The organism is Streptomyces sp. NPDC028308 (genome assembly GCF_055565855.1).
Genome location: NZ_JBVHTO010000010.1, coordinates 194299 through 210772, shown reverse-complemented (window position 1 = coordinate 210772; position 16474 = coordinate 194299). Strand labels below are relative to the sequence as shown.

General features: G+C 71.9%; 15 protein-coding genes and 1 tRNA gene. 9 read left to right on the top strand and 7 right to left on the bottom strand.

Going from position 1 to position 16474, the window contains the following annotated elements:
- Positions 1 to 214: 214 nt before the first annotated feature.
- From ACZ4VA_RS24005 to ACZ4VA_RS23990, 4 genes are all read right to left on the bottom strand, one after another.
- Positions 215 to 1111, bottom strand: coding sequence for an S-methyl-5'-thioadenosine phosphorylase (locus tag ACZ4VA_RS24005; RefSeq protein ID WP_356163930.1), 897 nt, complete (start codon positions 1109 to 1111; stop codon positions 215 to 217).
- A gap of 73 nt (positions 1112 to 1184) precedes the next feature.
- The gene (locus ACZ4VA_RS24000) at positions 1185 to 1520 is read right to left on the bottom strand and encodes an FmdB family zinc ribbon protein (protein WP_356163931.1); all 336 of its coding nucleotides are present in this window, start codon (positions 1518 to 1520) and stop codon (positions 1185 to 1187) included.
- A gap of 68 nt (positions 1521 to 1588) precedes the next feature.
- Positions 1589 to 2857: an MFS transporter gene (locus tag ACZ4VA_RS23995; RefSeq protein ID WP_389390801.1), complete on the bottom strand. Its 1269-nt coding sequence runs from the start codon at positions 2855 to 2857 to the stop codon at positions 1589 to 1591.
- Positions 2858 to 3160: 303 nt separating this feature from the next.
- Positions 3161 to 4720: a potassium/proton antiporter gene (locus ACZ4VA_RS23990; protein WP_355782472.1), complete on the bottom strand. Its 1560-nt coding sequence runs from the start codon at positions 4718 to 4720 to the stop codon at positions 3161 to 3163.
- Positions 4721 to 4922: 202 nt separating this feature from the next.
- On the opposite strand from ACZ4VA_RS23990, the gene ACZ4VA_RS23985 reads away from it, so the two are divergent.
- Complete coding sequence (locus tag ACZ4VA_RS23985) at positions 4923 to 7694, top strand: penicillin acylase family protein (RefSeq protein WP_468082484.1); 2772 nt, start codon at positions 4923 to 4925, stop codon at positions 7692 to 7694.
- Positions 7695 to 7781: 87 nt separating this feature from the next.
- Here the strand turns inward: ACZ4VA_RS23985 and ACZ4VA_RS23980 are convergent, their stop codons facing one another.
- Complete coding sequence (locus ACZ4VA_RS23980; protein WP_355782468.1) at positions 7782 to 8357, bottom strand: 5-formyltetrahydrofolate cyclo-ligase; 576 nt, start codon at positions 8355 to 8357, stop codon at positions 7782 to 7784.
- Between the two features lie 133 nt (positions 8358 to 8490).
- On the opposite strand from ACZ4VA_RS23980, the gene galU reads away from it, so the two are divergent.
- The 7 genes from galU (at position 8491) to ACZ4VA_RS23945 (ending at position 14225) form a co-directional block, all read left to right on the top strand.
- Positions 8491 to 9393 (top strand): UTP--glucose-1-phosphate uridylyltransferase GalU, encoded by a 903-nt coding sequence (gene galU / locus ACZ4VA_RS23975; protein WP_355782465.1) that lies wholly within the window; start codon positions 8491 to 8493, stop codon positions 9391 to 9393.
- A gap of 4 nt (positions 9394 to 9397) precedes the next feature.
- A complete protein-coding gene (gene glp, locus ACZ4VA_RS23970) occupies positions 9398 to 10720 on the top strand; it encodes a molybdotransferase-like divisome protein Glp (RefSeq protein ID WP_468082483.1) in 1323 nt (440 codons plus the stop codon).
- 149 nt (positions 10721 to 10869) lie between these two features.
- Positions 10870 to 11349: a cyclic pyranopterin monophosphate synthase MoaC gene (gene moaC, locus ACZ4VA_RS23965; RefSeq protein ID WP_355791906.1), complete on the top strand. Its 480-nt coding sequence runs from the start codon at positions 10870 to 10872 to the stop codon at positions 11347 to 11349.
- Positions 11346 to 11858 (top strand): MogA/MoaB family molybdenum cofactor biosynthesis protein, encoded by a 513-nt coding sequence (locus tag ACZ4VA_RS23960; RefSeq protein WP_355791903.1) that lies wholly within the window; start codon positions 11346 to 11348, stop codon positions 11856 to 11858. The genes moaC and ACZ4VA_RS23960 overlap by 4 nt, the downstream gene beginning before the upstream one ends.
- Entirely contained in the window at positions 11855 to 12499 is a 645-nt protein-coding gene (locus tag ACZ4VA_RS23955; protein ID WP_355791909.1) for a GNAT family N-acetyltransferase, read from the top strand. The genes ACZ4VA_RS23960 and ACZ4VA_RS23955 overlap by 4 nt, the downstream gene beginning before the upstream one ends.
- A 251-nt stretch (positions 12500 to 12750) precedes the next feature.
- Positions 12751 to 14061: a divisome protein SepX/GlpR gene (sepX, locus tag ACZ4VA_RS23950; protein ID WP_468082482.1), complete on the top strand. Its 1311-nt coding sequence runs from the start codon at positions 12751 to 12753 to the stop codon at positions 14059 to 14061.
- 90 nt (positions 14062 to 14151) lie between these two features.
- A tRNA-Ala gene (locus tag ACZ4VA_RS23945) sits at positions 14152 to 14225 on the top strand.
- A 65-nt stretch (positions 14226 to 14290) separates the two neighbouring features.
- Here ACZ4VA_RS23945 and ACZ4VA_RS23940 read toward each other — a convergent pair.
- The gene (locus ACZ4VA_RS23940; protein WP_355794752.1) at positions 14291 to 14767 is read right to left on the bottom strand and encodes a GNAT family N-acetyltransferase; all 477 of its coding nucleotides are present in this window, start codon (positions 14765 to 14767) and stop codon (positions 14291 to 14293) included.
- On the opposite strand from ACZ4VA_RS23940, the gene ACZ4VA_RS23935 reads away from it, so the two are divergent.
- On the top strand, positions 14766 to 15626 hold the full coding sequence (locus ACZ4VA_RS23935) for an exodeoxyribonuclease III (protein WP_468082481.1): 861 nt from the start codon (positions 14766 to 14768) through the stop codon (positions 15624 to 15626). The genes ACZ4VA_RS23940 and ACZ4VA_RS23935 overlap by 2 nt on opposite strands.
- 34 nt (positions 15627 to 15660) lie before the next feature.
- On the opposite strand, the gene ACZ4VA_RS23930 is transcribed toward ACZ4VA_RS23935, so the two are convergent.
- Positions 15661 to 16293 (bottom strand): MerR family transcriptional regulator, encoded by a 633-nt coding sequence (locus tag ACZ4VA_RS23930; protein ID WP_402385840.1) that lies wholly within the window; start codon positions 16291 to 16293, stop codon positions 15661 to 15663.
- Positions 16294 to 16474 lie beyond the last annotated feature (181 nt).

Here is a 16474-nt window from a genome sequence, read left to right as displayed (position 1 = left end):
GCGACGAGAGATCGGCTTGCGATCCCACGATGAGGCCTCGCCGCCCGGCCCGCCGGAGCCCGTGGACGGCCGGCGGATTGTGGACAACTCCCTCACCCGAACGAGCAGTTCCGCCGCCCAGCTCGCACCGTCAGGCGCCGCCACCGGGCGCAGACCAGCTGGAATCCCGGCCCCATCCCCCCTCAGGCAAGCTGAAGCCCAGGCCCCATCCCCCTCAGGGAAGCTCGAACCCCGGGTCCATCCCGCCCAGGGCCGTCGTGCACAGGCAGTCCCGTGTCTCGTTCGACGGGAGTCCCGCGACCGCGTCGAAGAGCACGCCCCGCAGCCGGTCCACGTTCGCCGCGAACACCTTCAGCACGTCCTCGTGCGAGACGCCCTCGCCGGTCTCGGCGCCCGCGTCCAGATCGGTGACCAGGGTCATCGAGGTGTAGCAGAGCTCCAGTTCGCGGGCCAGCGCGGCCTCGGGGTGCCCGGTCATGCCGACCACCGACCAGCCCTGCGCCTGGTGCCACAGGGACTCGGCCCGGGTGGAGAACCGCGGCCCCTCGACGACCACGAGGGTGCCCCCGTCGACCGGTTCCCAGTCGCGCCCGCGGGCGGCGGCCAGCGCGGCGCGGCGTCCGACGGGGCAGTACGGGTCGGCCAGCGACACGTGCACGACGTTCGGCACCTCGCCGCCGGGCAGCGGCAGCCCGTCGAAGTACGTCTGCGTCCGGGCCTTCGTGCGGTCGACCATCTGGTCCGGCACGAGCAGGGTCCCCGGGCCGTACTCGGGGCGCAGCCCGCCGACCGCGCAGGGGCCGAGCACCTGGCGCACGCCCACGGAGCGCAGGGCCCACAGGTTGGCCCGGTAGTTGATGCGGTGCGGCGGCAGATGGTGGCCGCGGCCGTGGCGGGGCAGGAAGGCGACCCGGCGGCCGGCGATCTCGCCGAGGAAGAGGGAGTCGCTGGGCGGCCCGTACGGGGTGTCGACCCGTATCTCGGTCACGTCGTCGAGGAACGAGTAGAAGCCCGAGCCGCCGATGACGCCGATCTCGGCCGTGACCGGCGGCTGTGCCTGTGCGGGGCGCCCCGCGCCCGCCGGGTCCTGTGCGTTCTCCGTGTTCGCCATGACGGCACCCTAACCGGGGCCGGACACGCCGAAGACCCCGCCGTCCAGGACGACAGGGTCTCGTAAGAAAGGCTTACGCGGCGGTGCTGCCGGCCGACGAGGAGCCGCTCGACGAAGAGCTGCTCGACGACGAGCCGGACGACGGCTTCGAGTCCGACGAGGACGTCGACTTCGCGTCCGACGACGAGCTCGACGACTTCGAGGACGAGGCCGGGCTGCTGCTCGACGAGGAACCGCGGCTGTCATTGCGGTAGAACCCGGAGCCCTTGAAGACAATGCCGACCGCGGAGAACACCTTCTTCAGGCGGCCATCGCAGTTGGGGCACACGGTCAGGGCGTCGTCCGTGAACTTCTGCACCGCCTCGAGGCCCTCGCCGCACTCGGTGCACTGGTACTGGTAGGTCGGCACTTGTCTTCCTCCTGGCACTCTCACTCAGTGAGTGCTAACGACGGTCCATAGTGACGTATTCCTCGGGATCAGTCCACCGCCACAGGCGTGCGGTGACCGACGCCACGTGCGACGGTGCGGCTCCGGGGGCTCCGGGACAGGCGTGAACGCAGGGCCACCAGGGTCACCAGGGCCAGTACGGTTCCGGCCATCGGCACCAGGAAACCGGCGCCGTCCCAGAGGCGGTCCTCCAGCTGCCCGGCGACCGTGACGGCCGCCGCCTGGCCGAGGGCCACCGCGCCGGTCAGCCAGGTGAACGCCTCGGTGCGGGCGCCGGCCGGCACCAGTCCCTCGACCAGCGTGTAGCCGGTGATCAGGGCGGGCGCGATGCACATGCCGACCAGCAGGCCGAGCCCGGCGAGGACGACCACGGACTCGGCGGCCCACAGGCCCGACGCGGTGAACGCGAGCGCCGCGTAGCCGACGACCAGGCGGCGCTGGGGGGCCACCTTCCAGGCGACGGCGCCGCAGACGACGCCGGAGAGCATGTTGCCCGCGGCGAAGACGCCGTACAGGACGCCGTTCAGGCCGGGCTCGCCGATCGACTCGCTGAACGCGGCGAGGGCGACCTGCATACCGCCGAAGACCGATCCGATGCCGAGGAAGGCGACGATCAGGACGCGTACACCGGGGATGCCGAGCGCGGAGGCGGGCTTCACGCGCGTGTGCCCCGGCTCGACCGCGGCCACGGCGGGCTGGGTGCTCTTCTGTGCCGCGAACAGCAGTCCGCCGACCAGGGTCAGCGCGGCCTCGGTCAGCAGGCCCGCCGCCGGGTCCACGGCGGTGCACAGGGCGGTGGCGAGCAGCGGGCCCAGTACGAAGGTCAGCTCGTCCGTGACGGACTCGAAGGCCGCCGCGGTCGTCATCAGGGGGGAGTCCTGGAGCTTCACGCCCCAGCGGGCCCGCACCATGGGGCCGACCTGGGGCACCGAGGCGCCGGTCGGGACGGCCGCCAGGAAGAGCGCCCACAGCGGGGCGCCGGTCAGCGCCAGCAGCGTGAGGGACAGGCCCGCCAGGGTGTGCACGAGGACGCCGGGCAGCAGCACCGCGCGCTGGCCGTGGCGGTCGGCGAGCCGCCCGCTGTAGGGGGCGAAGAGCGCCATGGAGACGCCGGTGGCCGCCGCCACGGCGCCCGCCGCCCCGTAGGAGCCGGTGGTGTGCTGGACGAGGAGCACGATGGAGATCGTGAGCATGGCGAACGGCTGTCGCGCGGCGAAGCCGGGGAGCAGGAACGTCCAGGCGCCGCGGGTGCGCAGCAGCTGTCCGTATCCCGGGCGGGAGGTGACCGTGGATGCCACGGCCCGTGCCTTTCTGCCGCCTGGTAGCGCGGCCCCCCTGGTGGGCGACGGCGCCGAGAGCTGTCCTCTTGCGCGGAACTGCGGTAGATACCGGAGCCCCGGAGGGGGACGTCACGGCCGCCATACGGTCGCGCCAGCTCTGCGTCAGGCAGAGTTGGTTCGATCAAAGCTGTGCCTTCATCGTACAGGGGGGCGGGCCTGTGGCGCCTGTGAAAGCGAGCACCATGGAGACTGCGGCCTGTGAATGCGCGATGAGGCTTATGTCCCGGTAAGTACCGGTGCGGTCGTCACGCGCGCGGGTGCCTAGTGACCGGCCCGGTGTTCCGTCCCCTCGGCCCGGGTGCCGAGCCAGCCGGCCAGCTTGCCGCCCTGCGCGACCGCGCGCAGCCGCTTCTCGGCCGCGTCGCGGACCGGGTCGGTGGCCACCACGAGCAGCTCGTCGCCGTACCGCAGCGTCGTCGTGGGCAGCGGCACGAAGGAGGTGCCCTCGCGCACCACCAGGGTGACGGCGGCGCCCGGGGGCAGCCTGAGCTCGTTGATCTCCACGCCGTGCATCCGGGACCGCGGCGGGATGGCCACGGACAGCAGGTGCCCGCGCAGGCGCTCCAGGGGCGCCGACTCGATCCCGAGGTCGGCGGCCTCGGTGGGCGCTCCCAGGTTCAGCTTCCGGGCCAGCCAGGGCAGGGTGGGTCCCTGGATGAGGGTGTAGACGACGACCAGTACGAAGACGATGTTGAAGATCCGGCGGCTCTCCGGGATGCCGCTCACCATCGGGATGGTCGCCAGGATGATGGGCACGGCGCCCCGCAGGCCGGCCCAGGCGATCAGCGTCTGCTCCTGCCACGGCATGCGGAACGGCAGGAGGCTGGCGAAGACGCTCAGCGGGCGGGCCACCGCCGTGAGCACCAGCCCTATGACGAGCGCGGGCCAGATGTCGTCGCCCATCTCGTGCGGGGTGACCAGCAGTCCGAGCAGCACGAACATGCCGATCTGGGCGAGCCAGCCGAGCCCCTCGGCGAAGCCGCGCGTGGCGGGCCAGTGCGGCAGCTTGGCGTTGCCGAGCAGCATCGACGCGAGGTAGACGGCGAGGAACCCGCTGCCGTGCGCGAGCGCGCCGGCCGCGTACGCCGTGACCGCGATCGCCATGACGGCGATCGGGTAGAGGCCGGAGGCGGGCAGGGCCACGTGCCGCAGCCCCCAGGCGCCGAGCCAGCCGACCGCGAGGCCGACGGCGGCGCCGATGGCCAGTTCGAGCGCTATCTCGCCGAGGAGCGCGTACCAGTGCTCCACCGGGCCGGCCGTGGAGAACGCGACGACCAGGATGACCACCGGAGCGTCGTTGAACCCGGACTCGGCCTCCAGGACGCCCGTCACGCGCGCGGGGAGGGGTATTTTCCGCAGGACCGAGAAGACCGCCGCCGCGTCCGTCGAGGACACCACCGCCCCGATGATGAGCGCCTGCCGCCACTCCAGCCCGATCAGGTAGTGGGCGGCCGAGGCCGTCACTCCCACGCTCACCGCGACGCCGCCGAGAGCCAGGGCGGAGGCGGCCGGGAGGACCGGTTTGATCTCCTTCCACTTCGTGCCGAGGCCGCCCTCGGCCAGGATCACGACGAGGGCCGCGTACCCGATGACCTGGGTCATCTCGGCGTTGTTGAAGTGGATGTCGCCGATGCCGTCCTGGCCCATGGCGACGCCGATGCCGAGGTAGACGAGCAGGCTGGGGAGCCCGCTGCGCGACGAGATGCGGACCGCTGCCACCGCGATGAGCAGAACGAGCGAGCAGACGAGCAGGAGCTGGTTGAGGTGGTGGACAGTCAGCGGCCGTTCCCTTCTCTGGCCCGCGCGGGTCGGCGCGGGCACACGTACTACGGACCCAAGTACTTCATTACCTTACCTAAGTCTTGACTTTTTCTTGACACTCCTGGGGCAAGATCGAACGCCCGTGCTCTCGGGTTCCCGACTCCGCGTCAAGGCGCGGTGGGCCCTGCGCCTATGGTTGCTCCTGCGCTCAGTCAAAAGCACAGCCCGCCCTGCCGCTCGCGTTAGGACAGCAAGGACAGCGATGCCCCCCAACACCACCGCCTCTTCCGGCCAAAAGCCCGGCAAGTCCGGCAGGAAGAAGGGGCGCAGAGCCCGTCTGCTCGTGATCGTTCTGGTTCTGGCCATCGTCGGAGGCGTCGCCTACGGCGCGTACTGGAGCATCAGCACCGTCCGGGCCTCCTTCCCGCAGACCAAGGGTTCGATCGAACTCGACGGGCTGTCAGGCCCCGTGGACGTGAAGCGGGACGGCTACGGCATCCCGCAGGTCTACGCCTCCTCGGACGAGGACCTGTTCATGGCGCAGGGCTACGTCCAGGCGCAGGACCGGTTCTACGAGATGGACGTGCGCCGGCACATGACCTCGGGGCGCCTGTCCGAGATGTTCGGCAAGGGACAGGTCGAGAACGACGAGTTCCTGCGCACCCTCGGCTGGGACCGGGTGGCGAAGAAGGAGTACGACACCAAGCTGTCGCCCTCCACGAAGAAGTACCTCCAGGCCTACGCCAAGGGGGTCAACGCGTACCTGAAGGGCAAGGACGGCGCGGACCTGTCGCTGGAGTACGCCGCCCTCGGCTTCGCCAACGACTACAAGCCGCAGGAGTGGACCCCGGTCGACTCGGTGGCCTGGCTCAAGGCGATGGCCTGGGACCTGCGCGGCAACATGCAGGACGAGATCGACCGCTCCCTGATGACCAGCCGCCTCGGGCCGAAGCAGATCGCCGACCTGTACCCCGACTACCCGTACAGCCGGAACAAGGCGATCGTGCAGGAGGGGCAGTACGACGAGGTCACCAAGACCTACGTCCAGGGGAGCACGGCCGCGGGCACGGGTACCGGTACCGGCACGGCGGGCTCCGCCGCCGGCACCGGGCTGGCCGGGAACACCGCGGCCCCCGAGGGCCTGCAGAGCCAGCTGTCGGGGCTCTACGACGAGCTGGAGGACGTCCCCGCGGCCGTCGGCGTGAACGGCAACGGCATCGGCTCCAACTCGTGGGTCGTCGCCGGGGACCACACCATCACCGGCAAGCCGCTGCTCGCCAACGACCCGCACCTGTCGGCGTCGTTGCCCTCGGTCTGGTACCAGATGGGCCTGCACTGCCGCAGCGTCGGCGACAAGTGCCGCTACGACGTCGCCGGCTACACCTTCGCGGGGATGCCCGGCGTCGTGATCGGCCACAACCAGGACATCGCCTGGGGCATGACGAACTCGGGGGTGGACGTCACCGACCTCTACCTGGAGAAGCTCACCGGGGACGGCTACCAGTACGGCGACAAGGTGCTGCCCTTCGAGACGCGCAGGGAGAAGATCCAGGTCGCGGGCGGCCGGGCCAAGACGATCGTGGTCCGGGAGACCAACAACGGCCCGCTGCTGTCCGACCGGGACGACGAGCTCGTCAAGGTCGGCAAGAGGGCCACCGTCGACAGCGCGGCGCCCGACCGGGGCGACGGCTACGGCATCGCGCTGCGCTGGACCGCGCTGGAGCCGGGCAACTCCATGGACGCCGTCTTCGAGATGGACAGGGCCGCCGACTGGAACGACTTCCGCAAGGCGTCTCGGTCCTTCGACGTGCCCTCGCAGAACCTGGTCTACGCCGACACCGAGGGCAACATCGGCTACCAGCTGCCCGGCAGAATCCCCACGAGGGGCTCGGGCGACGGTTCGCTGCCCTCGCCGGGCTGGGAGGCCAAGTACCGGTGGACGGGCTACATCGACCAGTCCGAGCTGCCGTTCGAGTACAACCCCGAGCGCGGATACATCGTGACGGCGAACCAAGCCGTCGTGAACGAGGACAAGTACCCCTACACGCTCACCACGGACTGGGGCTACGGCTCGCGCAGCCAGCGCATCACCGACCTGATCGAGTCGAAGATCAAGGGCGGCGGCAAGATCTCGACCGACGACATGCGGCAGATGCAGCTCGACAACAGCAGTGAGATCGCCAAGCTGCTGGTGCCCAAGCTGCTCAAGATCGACATCGCCGACAAGGACGTGCGCCAGGCCCAGAAGCTCCTGGAGGGCTGGGACTACACCCAGGACGCCGATTCGGCGGCGGCCGCGTACTTCAACGCCACCTGGCGCAACATCCTCAAGCTCGCCTTCGGCAACAAGCTGCCCAAGGAGCTGCGAGTCAAGGGCCAGTGCCTGTACGTCGACCGGGTCGACACGACCGGGCCGGCGGACGAGGACGAGACGGTGCGCGAGTGCGGCCAGCGCGACGCGGACCAGGCGCAGCCGGACGGCGGCGACCGCTGGTTCGAGGTGGTCCGCTCGATCGTCGACGACGAGGACAACTTCTGGTGGGCCTCGCCCAAGACGCGTCTGGACAAGGCGACCGGCACCCGTGACGCGCTGTTCGCCCGCGCCATGAAGGACGCCCGCTGGGAGCTGACCGCCAAGCTCGGCAAGGACATCGACACCTGGAGCTGGGGACGGCTGCACCGCCTGTTCCTGAAGAACCAGACCCTCGGCACCGAGGGCCCGCGCGTCGTGCAGTACCTGCTCAACCGCGGCCCGTGGAAGCTCAGCGGCGGCGAGGCGACGGTCAACGCGACCGGCTGGAACGCGGCGGGCGGCTACGGAGTCGTCTGGGTCCCGTCGATGCGCATGGTGGTCAACCTCGGGGACCTCGACAAGTCCAAGTGGATCAACCTGTCCGGCGCCTCGGGGCACGCCTACAGCGCCCACTACACCGACCAGACGGACAAGTGGGCCAAGGGCGAGCTGCTGTCCTGGTCCTTCTCGGACAAGGCGGTAGGCAAGAGCACGAGCGACACGCTGCTGCTGAAGCCCTGACGCCCTCCGGCGGACACACGGGAACGGCCCTCCACGCGTGCGTGGAGGGCCGTTCCCGTGTCCCCGGGTGATCCCCCGGGGAGCAGGTCAGCGGAAGCGCCGTACGGCCGACGGGGTGACCGCCGCGTGCACCGGCCGGTCGTGGGGCTCCTCGGGGACCCGCTCGACGACCTCGGTGTCGTACAGCAGCACCACCAGCGCCGGATCCGCCCCCGCGCGCTCCAGCCGGGCCAGCACGCGGTCGTAGGAGCCGCCGCCGCGGCCCAGGCGCATCCCGCGTCCGTCGACCGCCAGGCCGGGCAGCAGGACCGCGTCCGCCTCCGTGACGGCCGGCGGCCCGAGCCGCTCGCCCGCCGGTTCCAACAGGGCCATCCGCCCGCCGTGTTGCACGCGCCGGAGCGACGACTCTCCCGCGTACTCGCCCCAGTCGAGGTCGTTGTCGGGCAGCAGGACCGGCAGGAGCACCCGCACCCGGCGCGCGCGGAGCGCGTCGAGGAGCGCGAGGGTGCCCGGCTCACTCCCCATGGACACGTACGCCGCCACCGTGCCCGCGTGCGCCAGTTCGGGCAGCTCCAGGGCGCGTGCCGCGAGGGCGCGCCCGGTTTCCCGCACGTCATCCGCCGTCAACCGGCTCCTCACCGAGAGGAGCTCTCGCCGCAACATTCGTTTGGCAGGCTCGGCTTCGTGTCCCGGACGGCTCACAGGTTGCTCCCGTACCCTTCGTAATGTGCTCATATGAGAACGAATTAACCGGAGCCACAGAATCCGCACATAGCCACCGGATATGGTTGCGGGCATGACTGAGTCGCACTCCAGGATCACCAAGGCTGTCATCCCCGCAGCGGGCCTCGGCACCCGGTTCCTGCCGGCCACCAAGGCCACTCCCAAAGAGATGCTGCCGGTCGTCGACAAGCCCGCGATCCAGTACGTGGTCGAAGAGGCCGTGTCGGCGGGGCTGCACGACGTCCTCATGATCACGGGCCGCAACAAGCGTCCCCTGGAGGACCACTTCGACCGCAACTACGAGCTGGAGTCGGCCCTCCAGAAGAAGGGCGACGCGGGGCGCCTCGCCAAGGTCCAGGAGTCCAGCGACCTCGCGACGATGCACTACGTGCGCCAGGGCGACCCCAAGGGACTCGGCCACGCCGTCCTGTGCGCCGCCCCGCACGTGGGCAACGAACCCTTCGCCGTCCTGCTCGGCGACGACCTGATCGACCCGCGCGATCCGCTCCTCGCGCGCATGGTCGAGGTCCAGGAACAGCACGGCGGCAGCGTCATCGCGCTGATGGAGGTCGCGCCCGAGCAGATCCACCTCTACGGCTGCGCCGCCGTCGAGCCCACCGGCGAGGGCGACCTCGTCAAGGTGACGGGCCTGGTCGAGAAGCCCGACGCCGCGGACGCCCCCAGCAACTACGCCGTCATCGGCCGCTACGTCCTCGACCCGGGCATCTTCGGCATACTGCGCACGACCGAGCCGGGCCGCGGCGGCGAGATCCAGCTCACCGACGCCCTCCAGCAGCTGGCCACGGACGAGAAGGTCGGCGGACCGGTGCACGGCGTGGTCTTCAAGGGCCGCCGCTATGACACCGGCGACCGCGGCGACTATCTGCGTGCCATTGTCAGACTCGCGTGCGAACGTGAAGACCTGGGACCGGACTTCCGGGCCTGGCTTCGCAGTTACGTAGCCGAGGAGATGTAGCAACGTGAGCAGCGCCGCGACCCGCGCCACCGGCCAGGACCGCCTCTGGTCGGTGTCCGAGCACCTGGAGGACATCCTCGCGACCGTCCGCCCCCTGGAACCCATCGAGCTGCAACTCCTCGACGCCCAGGGCTGCGTCCTGGTCGAGGACGTCACGGTGCCGGTCTCGCTGCCGCCCTTCGACAACAGCTCGATGGACGGGTACGCGGTCCGGGTCGCCGATGTCGCGGGCGCGAGCGAGGAGTTCCCGGCCGCCCTCACGGTCGTCGGAGACGTGGCCGCGGGCCTCGCCGAACTGCCCTACGTGGGACCCGGCGAGGCCGCCCGCATCATGACGGGCGCCCCGCTGCCGCCCGGCGCGGAAGCGGTCGTCCCGGTGGAGTGGACCGACGGCGGACTGGGCGAGGGCGCCGTCCAGGGGATGCGCGCCCACAGCTCGGCGCCCGAGGGCGCCGGCGGCCAGGTCCGCGTCCACCGCCCGGCGCAGGCACGCGCGCACGTGCGGGCCAAGGGCAGCGACGTGAAGGCCGGCGACCGTGTCCTGGAGGCCGGCACGATCCTGGGCCCGCCGCAGATCGCCCTGCTGGCCGCGATCGGCCGCGGCACGGTGCGCGTGCGCCCGCGCCCCCGCGTCGTCGTCATGTCCACCGGCAGCGAACTGGTCCAGCCCGACGAGCAGCTCGGCAGCGGCCAGATCTACGACTCCAACAGCTTCGCCCTGTGCGCCGCGGCCCGGGACGCCGGAGCGATCGCCTACCGGGTGGGCGCGGTCGCCGACGACGCCGAGACGCTCCGCTCCACCATCGAGGACCAGCTCATCCGGGCGGACCTCGTGGTGACCACGGGCGGTGTCAGCGTCGGCGCCTACGACGTCGTCAAGGAGGCGCTGTCCTCCGTCGGGGACGAGGACGAGGAGGGCGCCGGCATCGACTTCCGCAAGCTCGCCATGCAGCCCGGCAAGCCGCAGGGCTTCGGCTCCATCGGCCCCGACCACACGCCCCTGCTCGCGCTGCCCGGCAACCCGGTGTCGTCGTACGTCTCCTTCGAGCTGTTCGCCCGCCCGGCGATCCGCGCCCTGATGGGCCTGGACGACCTGCACCGGCCGACCACCCGGGCCGCCCTCGACACGGACAAGGCGCTGACCTCCCCGGCGGGCCGCCGCCAGTTCCTGCGCGGGACGTACGCGGACGGGAAGGTGAAGCCCGTCGGCGGCGCCGGGTCCCACCTGGTGGCCGCACTGGCGCAGGCGGACGCGCTGATCGTCGTCCCCGAGGACGCGACCTCGGTCGAGCCGGGGGCCGACGTCGAGGTCGTCCTGCTGGGCTGAGCCGCGGGGCCGGGCGGGTCGTCCCCGCCCGGCGGGCCGGGCCCGGGAGGGTCCCGTTCCGCTCCCCGCCCCGAGTTGGCGGTACCGTGTCGCGCACGACAGGCCACGCGCCGCACCGCGAGGGGCCCTTACCGGGAGCGCCACAGCAGATGAGTACGCAGGACCGACTGACGCACATCGACGAGGCGGGCGCCGCCCGCATGGTCGACGTATCCGGGAAGGACGTGACCGCGCGCACCGCCCGCGCCAGCGGCCGCGTCCTGGTCTCGCCCCGGGTGGTCGAGCTGCTGCGCGGCGAGGGGGTCCCCAAGGGCGACGCCCTCGCGACCGCGCGCATCGCCGGCATCATGGGCGCCAAGCGCACCCCCGACCTGATCCCGCTCTGCCACCCTTTGTCGGTGTCGGGTGTCAAGCTGGACCTGTCGGTCGCGGACGACGCCGTGGAGATCATCGCCACCGTGAAGACCACGGACCGCACGGGGGTCGAGATGGAGGCCCTCACCGCGGTCAGCGTGGCGGCGCTCACCGTGATCGACATGGTCAAGGCGGTCGACAAGGGAGCGGTCATCACGGACGTACGGGTCGAGACGAAGACGGGCGGCGCGTCGGGCGACTGGAGCCGGGCATGACCGCTCAGCCCTACCGCGCGCTCGTCGTCACCGCCTCCAACCGCGCCGCCGCGGGGGTCTACGAGGACCGGGGCGGCCCCCTCATCGCCGAGGCGCTGACCTCGTACGGCTTCCAGGTGGACGGCCCGCGGGTGGTGCCGGACGGGGATCCCGTCGAGGCCGCCCTGCGCGCCGCCGCCGAGGCCGGGTACGACGTCGTCGTCACCACCGGCGGCACGGGCATCTCGCCGACCGACCGCACGCCCGAGGCGACCCGCCGGGTCATCGACCGCGAGGTGCCGGGCATCGCGGAGGCCGTCCGGGCGTTCGGCCGGGACAAGGTGCCGACTGCGGCGCTGTCCCGGGGGCTCGCGGGCGTCGCGGGACGGACGCTGATCGTCAACCTGCCGGGTTCCACCGGCGGGGTCCGGGACGGCCTGGCCGTGCTGGAGCCCCTGCTGATCCACGCCGTCGACCAGATCCGCGGCGGCGACCACCCGAGACCGAGCGGCAGTGGGGGTGCGAGCTGAACAGCCCATCCTGGCCCGTCGAGCTGCGGGAGGGCGATGTCGTCCTGCGGCCGATAAAGCTGCGCGACCAGCGGGCCTGGCGCGAGGTCAACCGGCGCAACCGCGACTGGCTGCGGCCCTGGGAGGCGACGATCCCGCCGCCCACGCCGAGCGGTCCGATGGCGCACCGGCCGACGTACCGGCAGATGGTGCGGCATCTGCGCGCCGAGGCCAACGCGGGCCGGATGCTGCCCTTCGTCATCGAGTACCAGGGGCGTCTCGTCGGGCAGTTGACGGTCGCGGGGATCACCTGGGGCTCGATGTGCTCGGGGCACGTGGGCTACTGGGTGGACGAGGCGGTGGCCGGGCGGGGCGTGATGCCGACGGCCGTGGCTCTCGCCACCGACCACTGCTTCCGCACGGTCGGACTGCACCGCCTGGAAGTCTGCATTCGCCCGGAGAACGGGCCGAGCCGCAGAGTCGTGGAGAAACTCGGATTCCGCGAGGAAGGACTCCGGCCGCGTTATCTCCACATCGACGGGGCGTGGCGCGACCATCTCGTCTTCGCGCTCACCGCCGAGGAGGCGCCGGAGGGCCTGCTCGCCCGCTGGCAGCGCCGACGTGCGCACGGACCTCGGCAGAGCACCCCCGGGGACCAGTGACGTACGCCCCGCGCGACGGCGTGTGACGCTGTGAATGCGGAGTTGGCCGGTTCACAGCCCGATCGCGGCGATAAATGAAATAGGTGTTCGAAATTGATCGGCGCGCGATCACCTGGGGGCGTTAATTTGGCGGTGTCGGCGGGCTGCTGATCGCATCGGTCACAAAAAAAGCTCGAAATATCAGCCAGATCGTGCGACACACCGGCGCAATTGGCAGATGGCCTCACGCAAACCCCTCTACCGTGTGAGGCGTGAGCAGCAGCGGCCTCATCTACGCAGTCATTGTCGGGGCCTGGGCCGCCTACTTGGTGCCGATGTGGCTCCGTAGGCAGGACGAGCTGAACGAGGCCCGTCCGACGGAACGCTTCAGCACCGCCATCCGGCTGCTGTCCGGACGGGCGGCGATGGAGCGCCGGTACGCCAAGGACCTGCAGGCGCGCTCCGCCGACGAGGGGGAGCCCAGCGCCGAACCGGAGGGTGCCACCGACTCGGTGGACGTCCGGGCCTTCGCCGTGCCCCCGACCGAGCCGCAGGTGCCGGTCGCGCCGCCGCGGCCCCGGACGCAGGCGCAGGCGCAGCAGCGCCCCCAGGTACAGGCCCAGGTACCGGTCGAAAGCCCCGAGCGGCACGAGACGCCGTCCGCCGACAGATCCGCGGCGCGCGCGGCCGGCCGGCCCGCGTCCCGCGACGTCGACAGACCCCTGCCGCGGCAGTCGGCCCGGTCCGGACACCCGGCCCGGCCCGAGACCTCCGCCTCCGACGCGCCCGAACCCGCGGAGACGGTCGCGCACTCCGTGCCGGCCGCGCGCCGGGCCTCCTCGGCGGAGGCCGCAGCGCGCGCCCGGCGCCTGAAGGTGCTCGCGCGCCGCCGGCGTACGACCGTCATGCTCTTCCTCGCCTTCACCCTCGGCGCGATCGTCGCGGCGGTCGGCGGGCTGGCCTTCCTGTGGGCGCCCGGCGTTCCCGCCGTGCTCCTGAGCGGGTACATCGCCTATCTGCGCGCCCAGGAGCGGCGCCGCTTCACGTACGTGATGGACCGGCAGCGAGCCGAGGTCGCGGCGCAGCGGCTGCGTGAGCGCCAGCCCCGGCGGCGGCCGCCCCTGGACCCGGGCGCGGACGAGCCCGACGAGTCGCCCGAACCGGAGGCCGACCCCGGCCTGTCCGCGCTCGCCGCCGACCGCCGCGCCCTGGTCGAACAGACCGACCACGCGGAGTGGGTCGACCAGCAGCGCGAGCGCCAGCGCCGCCCCGGCCACGGCGACAGCTGGGACCCGGTGCCGGTCCCGCTGCCCACCTACGTGACCGCTCCGGTCGCCCCGCGGGCCACGCCCAGCGTCGACCTCGGTGCGCCCGACGCGTGGAGCTCGGCGCGGTCCAGCGCCGCGGAGCCGAGTGCGCCGGAGGCCGAGCCCGCCGCCGAGGAGCGGCCGGAGGCCGCCGCCGACGACGGCCGCTGCGACGCCCGCCGGGCCGCGTCCGCCCGCCGGGCCCGTGAGCGTGGGCGCACCCCGCTCTTCGACCAGTACGAGGACGGGGACCGGCCGCGCGCGGCCAACGAGTGACGAGGGACGGCCGTCCGTGGCCCTGGTGACCAGCCCGGGAACGGATTTCCAAGCACCCGGACGGGGATGCTAGAGTTTCACTCGTTGCAAGGGCCTGTGGCGCAGTCCGGTAGCGCACCTCGTTCGCATCGAGGGGGCCAGGGGTTCAAATCCCCTCAGGTCCACTGCAATTCAGAACCCCGTCGGATTCGTCCGGCGGGGTTCTTGCGTGTTCGGCGTCTTCAACGGGTCACAGCGGCTTCGCGAAGCAGCGGCTCAGCGGCTCGTGGCGGTAGAGGCCGAACTTGGCGCAGGGCTCGTAGCCGCTGGAGGCGTACAGGGCGATGGCCTCCGGCTGCTTCGTGCCGGTCTCCAGGACCATGCGGGTGCGGCCGGCCGCGCGGGCGTCGTCCTCCAGGGCCGACAGGATGCGCCGGGCGAGACCGAGGCCGCGCGCCTCCGGCACCACGTACATCCGCTTGAGCTCGGCGTCCCCGTCCGAGTAGCCCTCGTCGTTCTCGTCCTGGGTCCGCCAGCCGCCGGTGGCCACCGGACGCTCGCGCTCGTCGTACGCGACGAGGTACAGCCCGAGCGGCGGCCGGAACATCGACGGGTCGAGCGGGGTGGCGTCGCCCCCGTCTCCGTAGCGGACGGCGTATTCGAGCTGCACCTGGTCGTCGAGCTTGACGGCGTCGGGGTGGTCGTAGGGGACCGGGCGGATATCCATGCGATGCATCGTACATCTATGCGTCGGGACGGAGCTCCGGATTAAGTATCGTTCGCGGGTGCTGACTGTTACCACCGCCAATGTGAACGGGCTCCGGGCCGCTGCCAGGAAGGGCTTCGTGGAGTGGCTCGCCGGGACCTCCTCCGACGTCCTGTGCCTCCAGGAGGTGCGGGCCGAACCGGCGCAGCTCCCGGACGCCGTACGGGAGCCCGAGGGGTGGCACGTGCTGCACGCGCCCGCCGCCGCCAAGGGGCGCGCCGGGGTGTCCCTCTACACCCGGCGCGAGCCCGACCGCGTCCGCATCGGGTTCGGGTCCGCCGAGTTCGACGCGAGCGGCCGCTACGTCGAGGCCGATCTGCCCGGTGTCACCGTGGCCAGCCTCTACCTGCCCTCCGGCGAGGTCGGGACCGAGCGGCAGGACGAGAAGATCCGGTTCATGGAGGAGTTCCTCGGTTATCTGAAGGGCCTGCGCGAGCGGGCCGCGGCCGACGGGCGCGAGGTCGTCGTCTGCGGCGACTGGAACATCGCCCACCAGGAGGCCGATCTGAAGAACTGGCGCGGCAACCGCAAGAGCTCCGGCTTCCTGCCGGAGGAGCGGGAGTGGCTCGGGCGGGTCCTCGGGGAGGGCGCCGGGTACGTCGACGTGATGCGCGCGCTGCACCCCGGTGTCGAGGGGCCGTACACGTGGTGGTCCTACCGGGGGCGGGCCTTCGACAACGACACGGGATGGCGGATCGACCTCCAGGTCGCCACGCCCGGGCTGGCCGGCAAGGCCGTCAAGGGGCTGGTGGAGCGGGCGGCGACCCATGAGGAGCGGTGGTCGGACCACGCCCCCGTGACCGTGGTCTACGACCTGTAGGCGCCACCGGTCCGGCGGGCGCCCCGGCCGGCGGTCAGGGCGTGGTGCCCGACTGCCGCAGCCGGCGGTCCAGGGCCATCGACAGCTCCGCCTCGACCACGCTCTTGGCCAGCGGGCGCAGGCGGTCGAGATCCTCGGGCGTGCGGTCCTCGGTGAGGACGAGGTCGGTGAAGAGCGCGGCGAGGGCCTCGGTGTGCTCGCGTACGCGCCCGGCGGCGGCCAGCACGTCCGCGAGCGGGATGCCCTCGCGGACCAGGGCCGCCGACACGTCCAGCAGCCGCCGGCTGATGTGCACGATCTCCGTGCCGTCGGTGCCCAGGTAGCCGAGGTCGAGCGCGGCGGCCAGGTTCTCCGGGGTGGCCTGGCCCGCGAAGACGTCGGCCAGTTCCTCGGGGGAGAGACGGACCGGGGTCTCCTCGCTGGGTTCGCCGAGGCCCAGCAGTTCGCCGACGTCCCGGCCGTGGTCGAAGGCCTCGGCCAGCTCCGCGATGCCGTTCAGGGTGTGGCCGCGCTCCAGCAGCGCCGAGATCGTGCGCAGCCGGGCCAGGTGGCTCTCGTCGTACCAGGCGATACGGCCCTCCCGGCGGGGCGGCGGGATCAGCTTGCGCTCGCGGTAGAAGCGCAGGGTGCGCACGGTGATGCCGGCCGCCGCGGCCAGTTCCTCCATGCGGTACTCGCGCCTGCCCGGCTCGGACGCGCCCGCCTGCGCCTGCGTCCGCACCCCTGGGCTCCGTTCTCCTGATCCGTCGGCCACGTCGGCACCCTACGTCGTACCCGGGGTAACTTTCCCGCCGCAGACCCCTACCCATGAGTACGAAGCTCCTCTAGTCTCCCCATTGCGCCAGTGT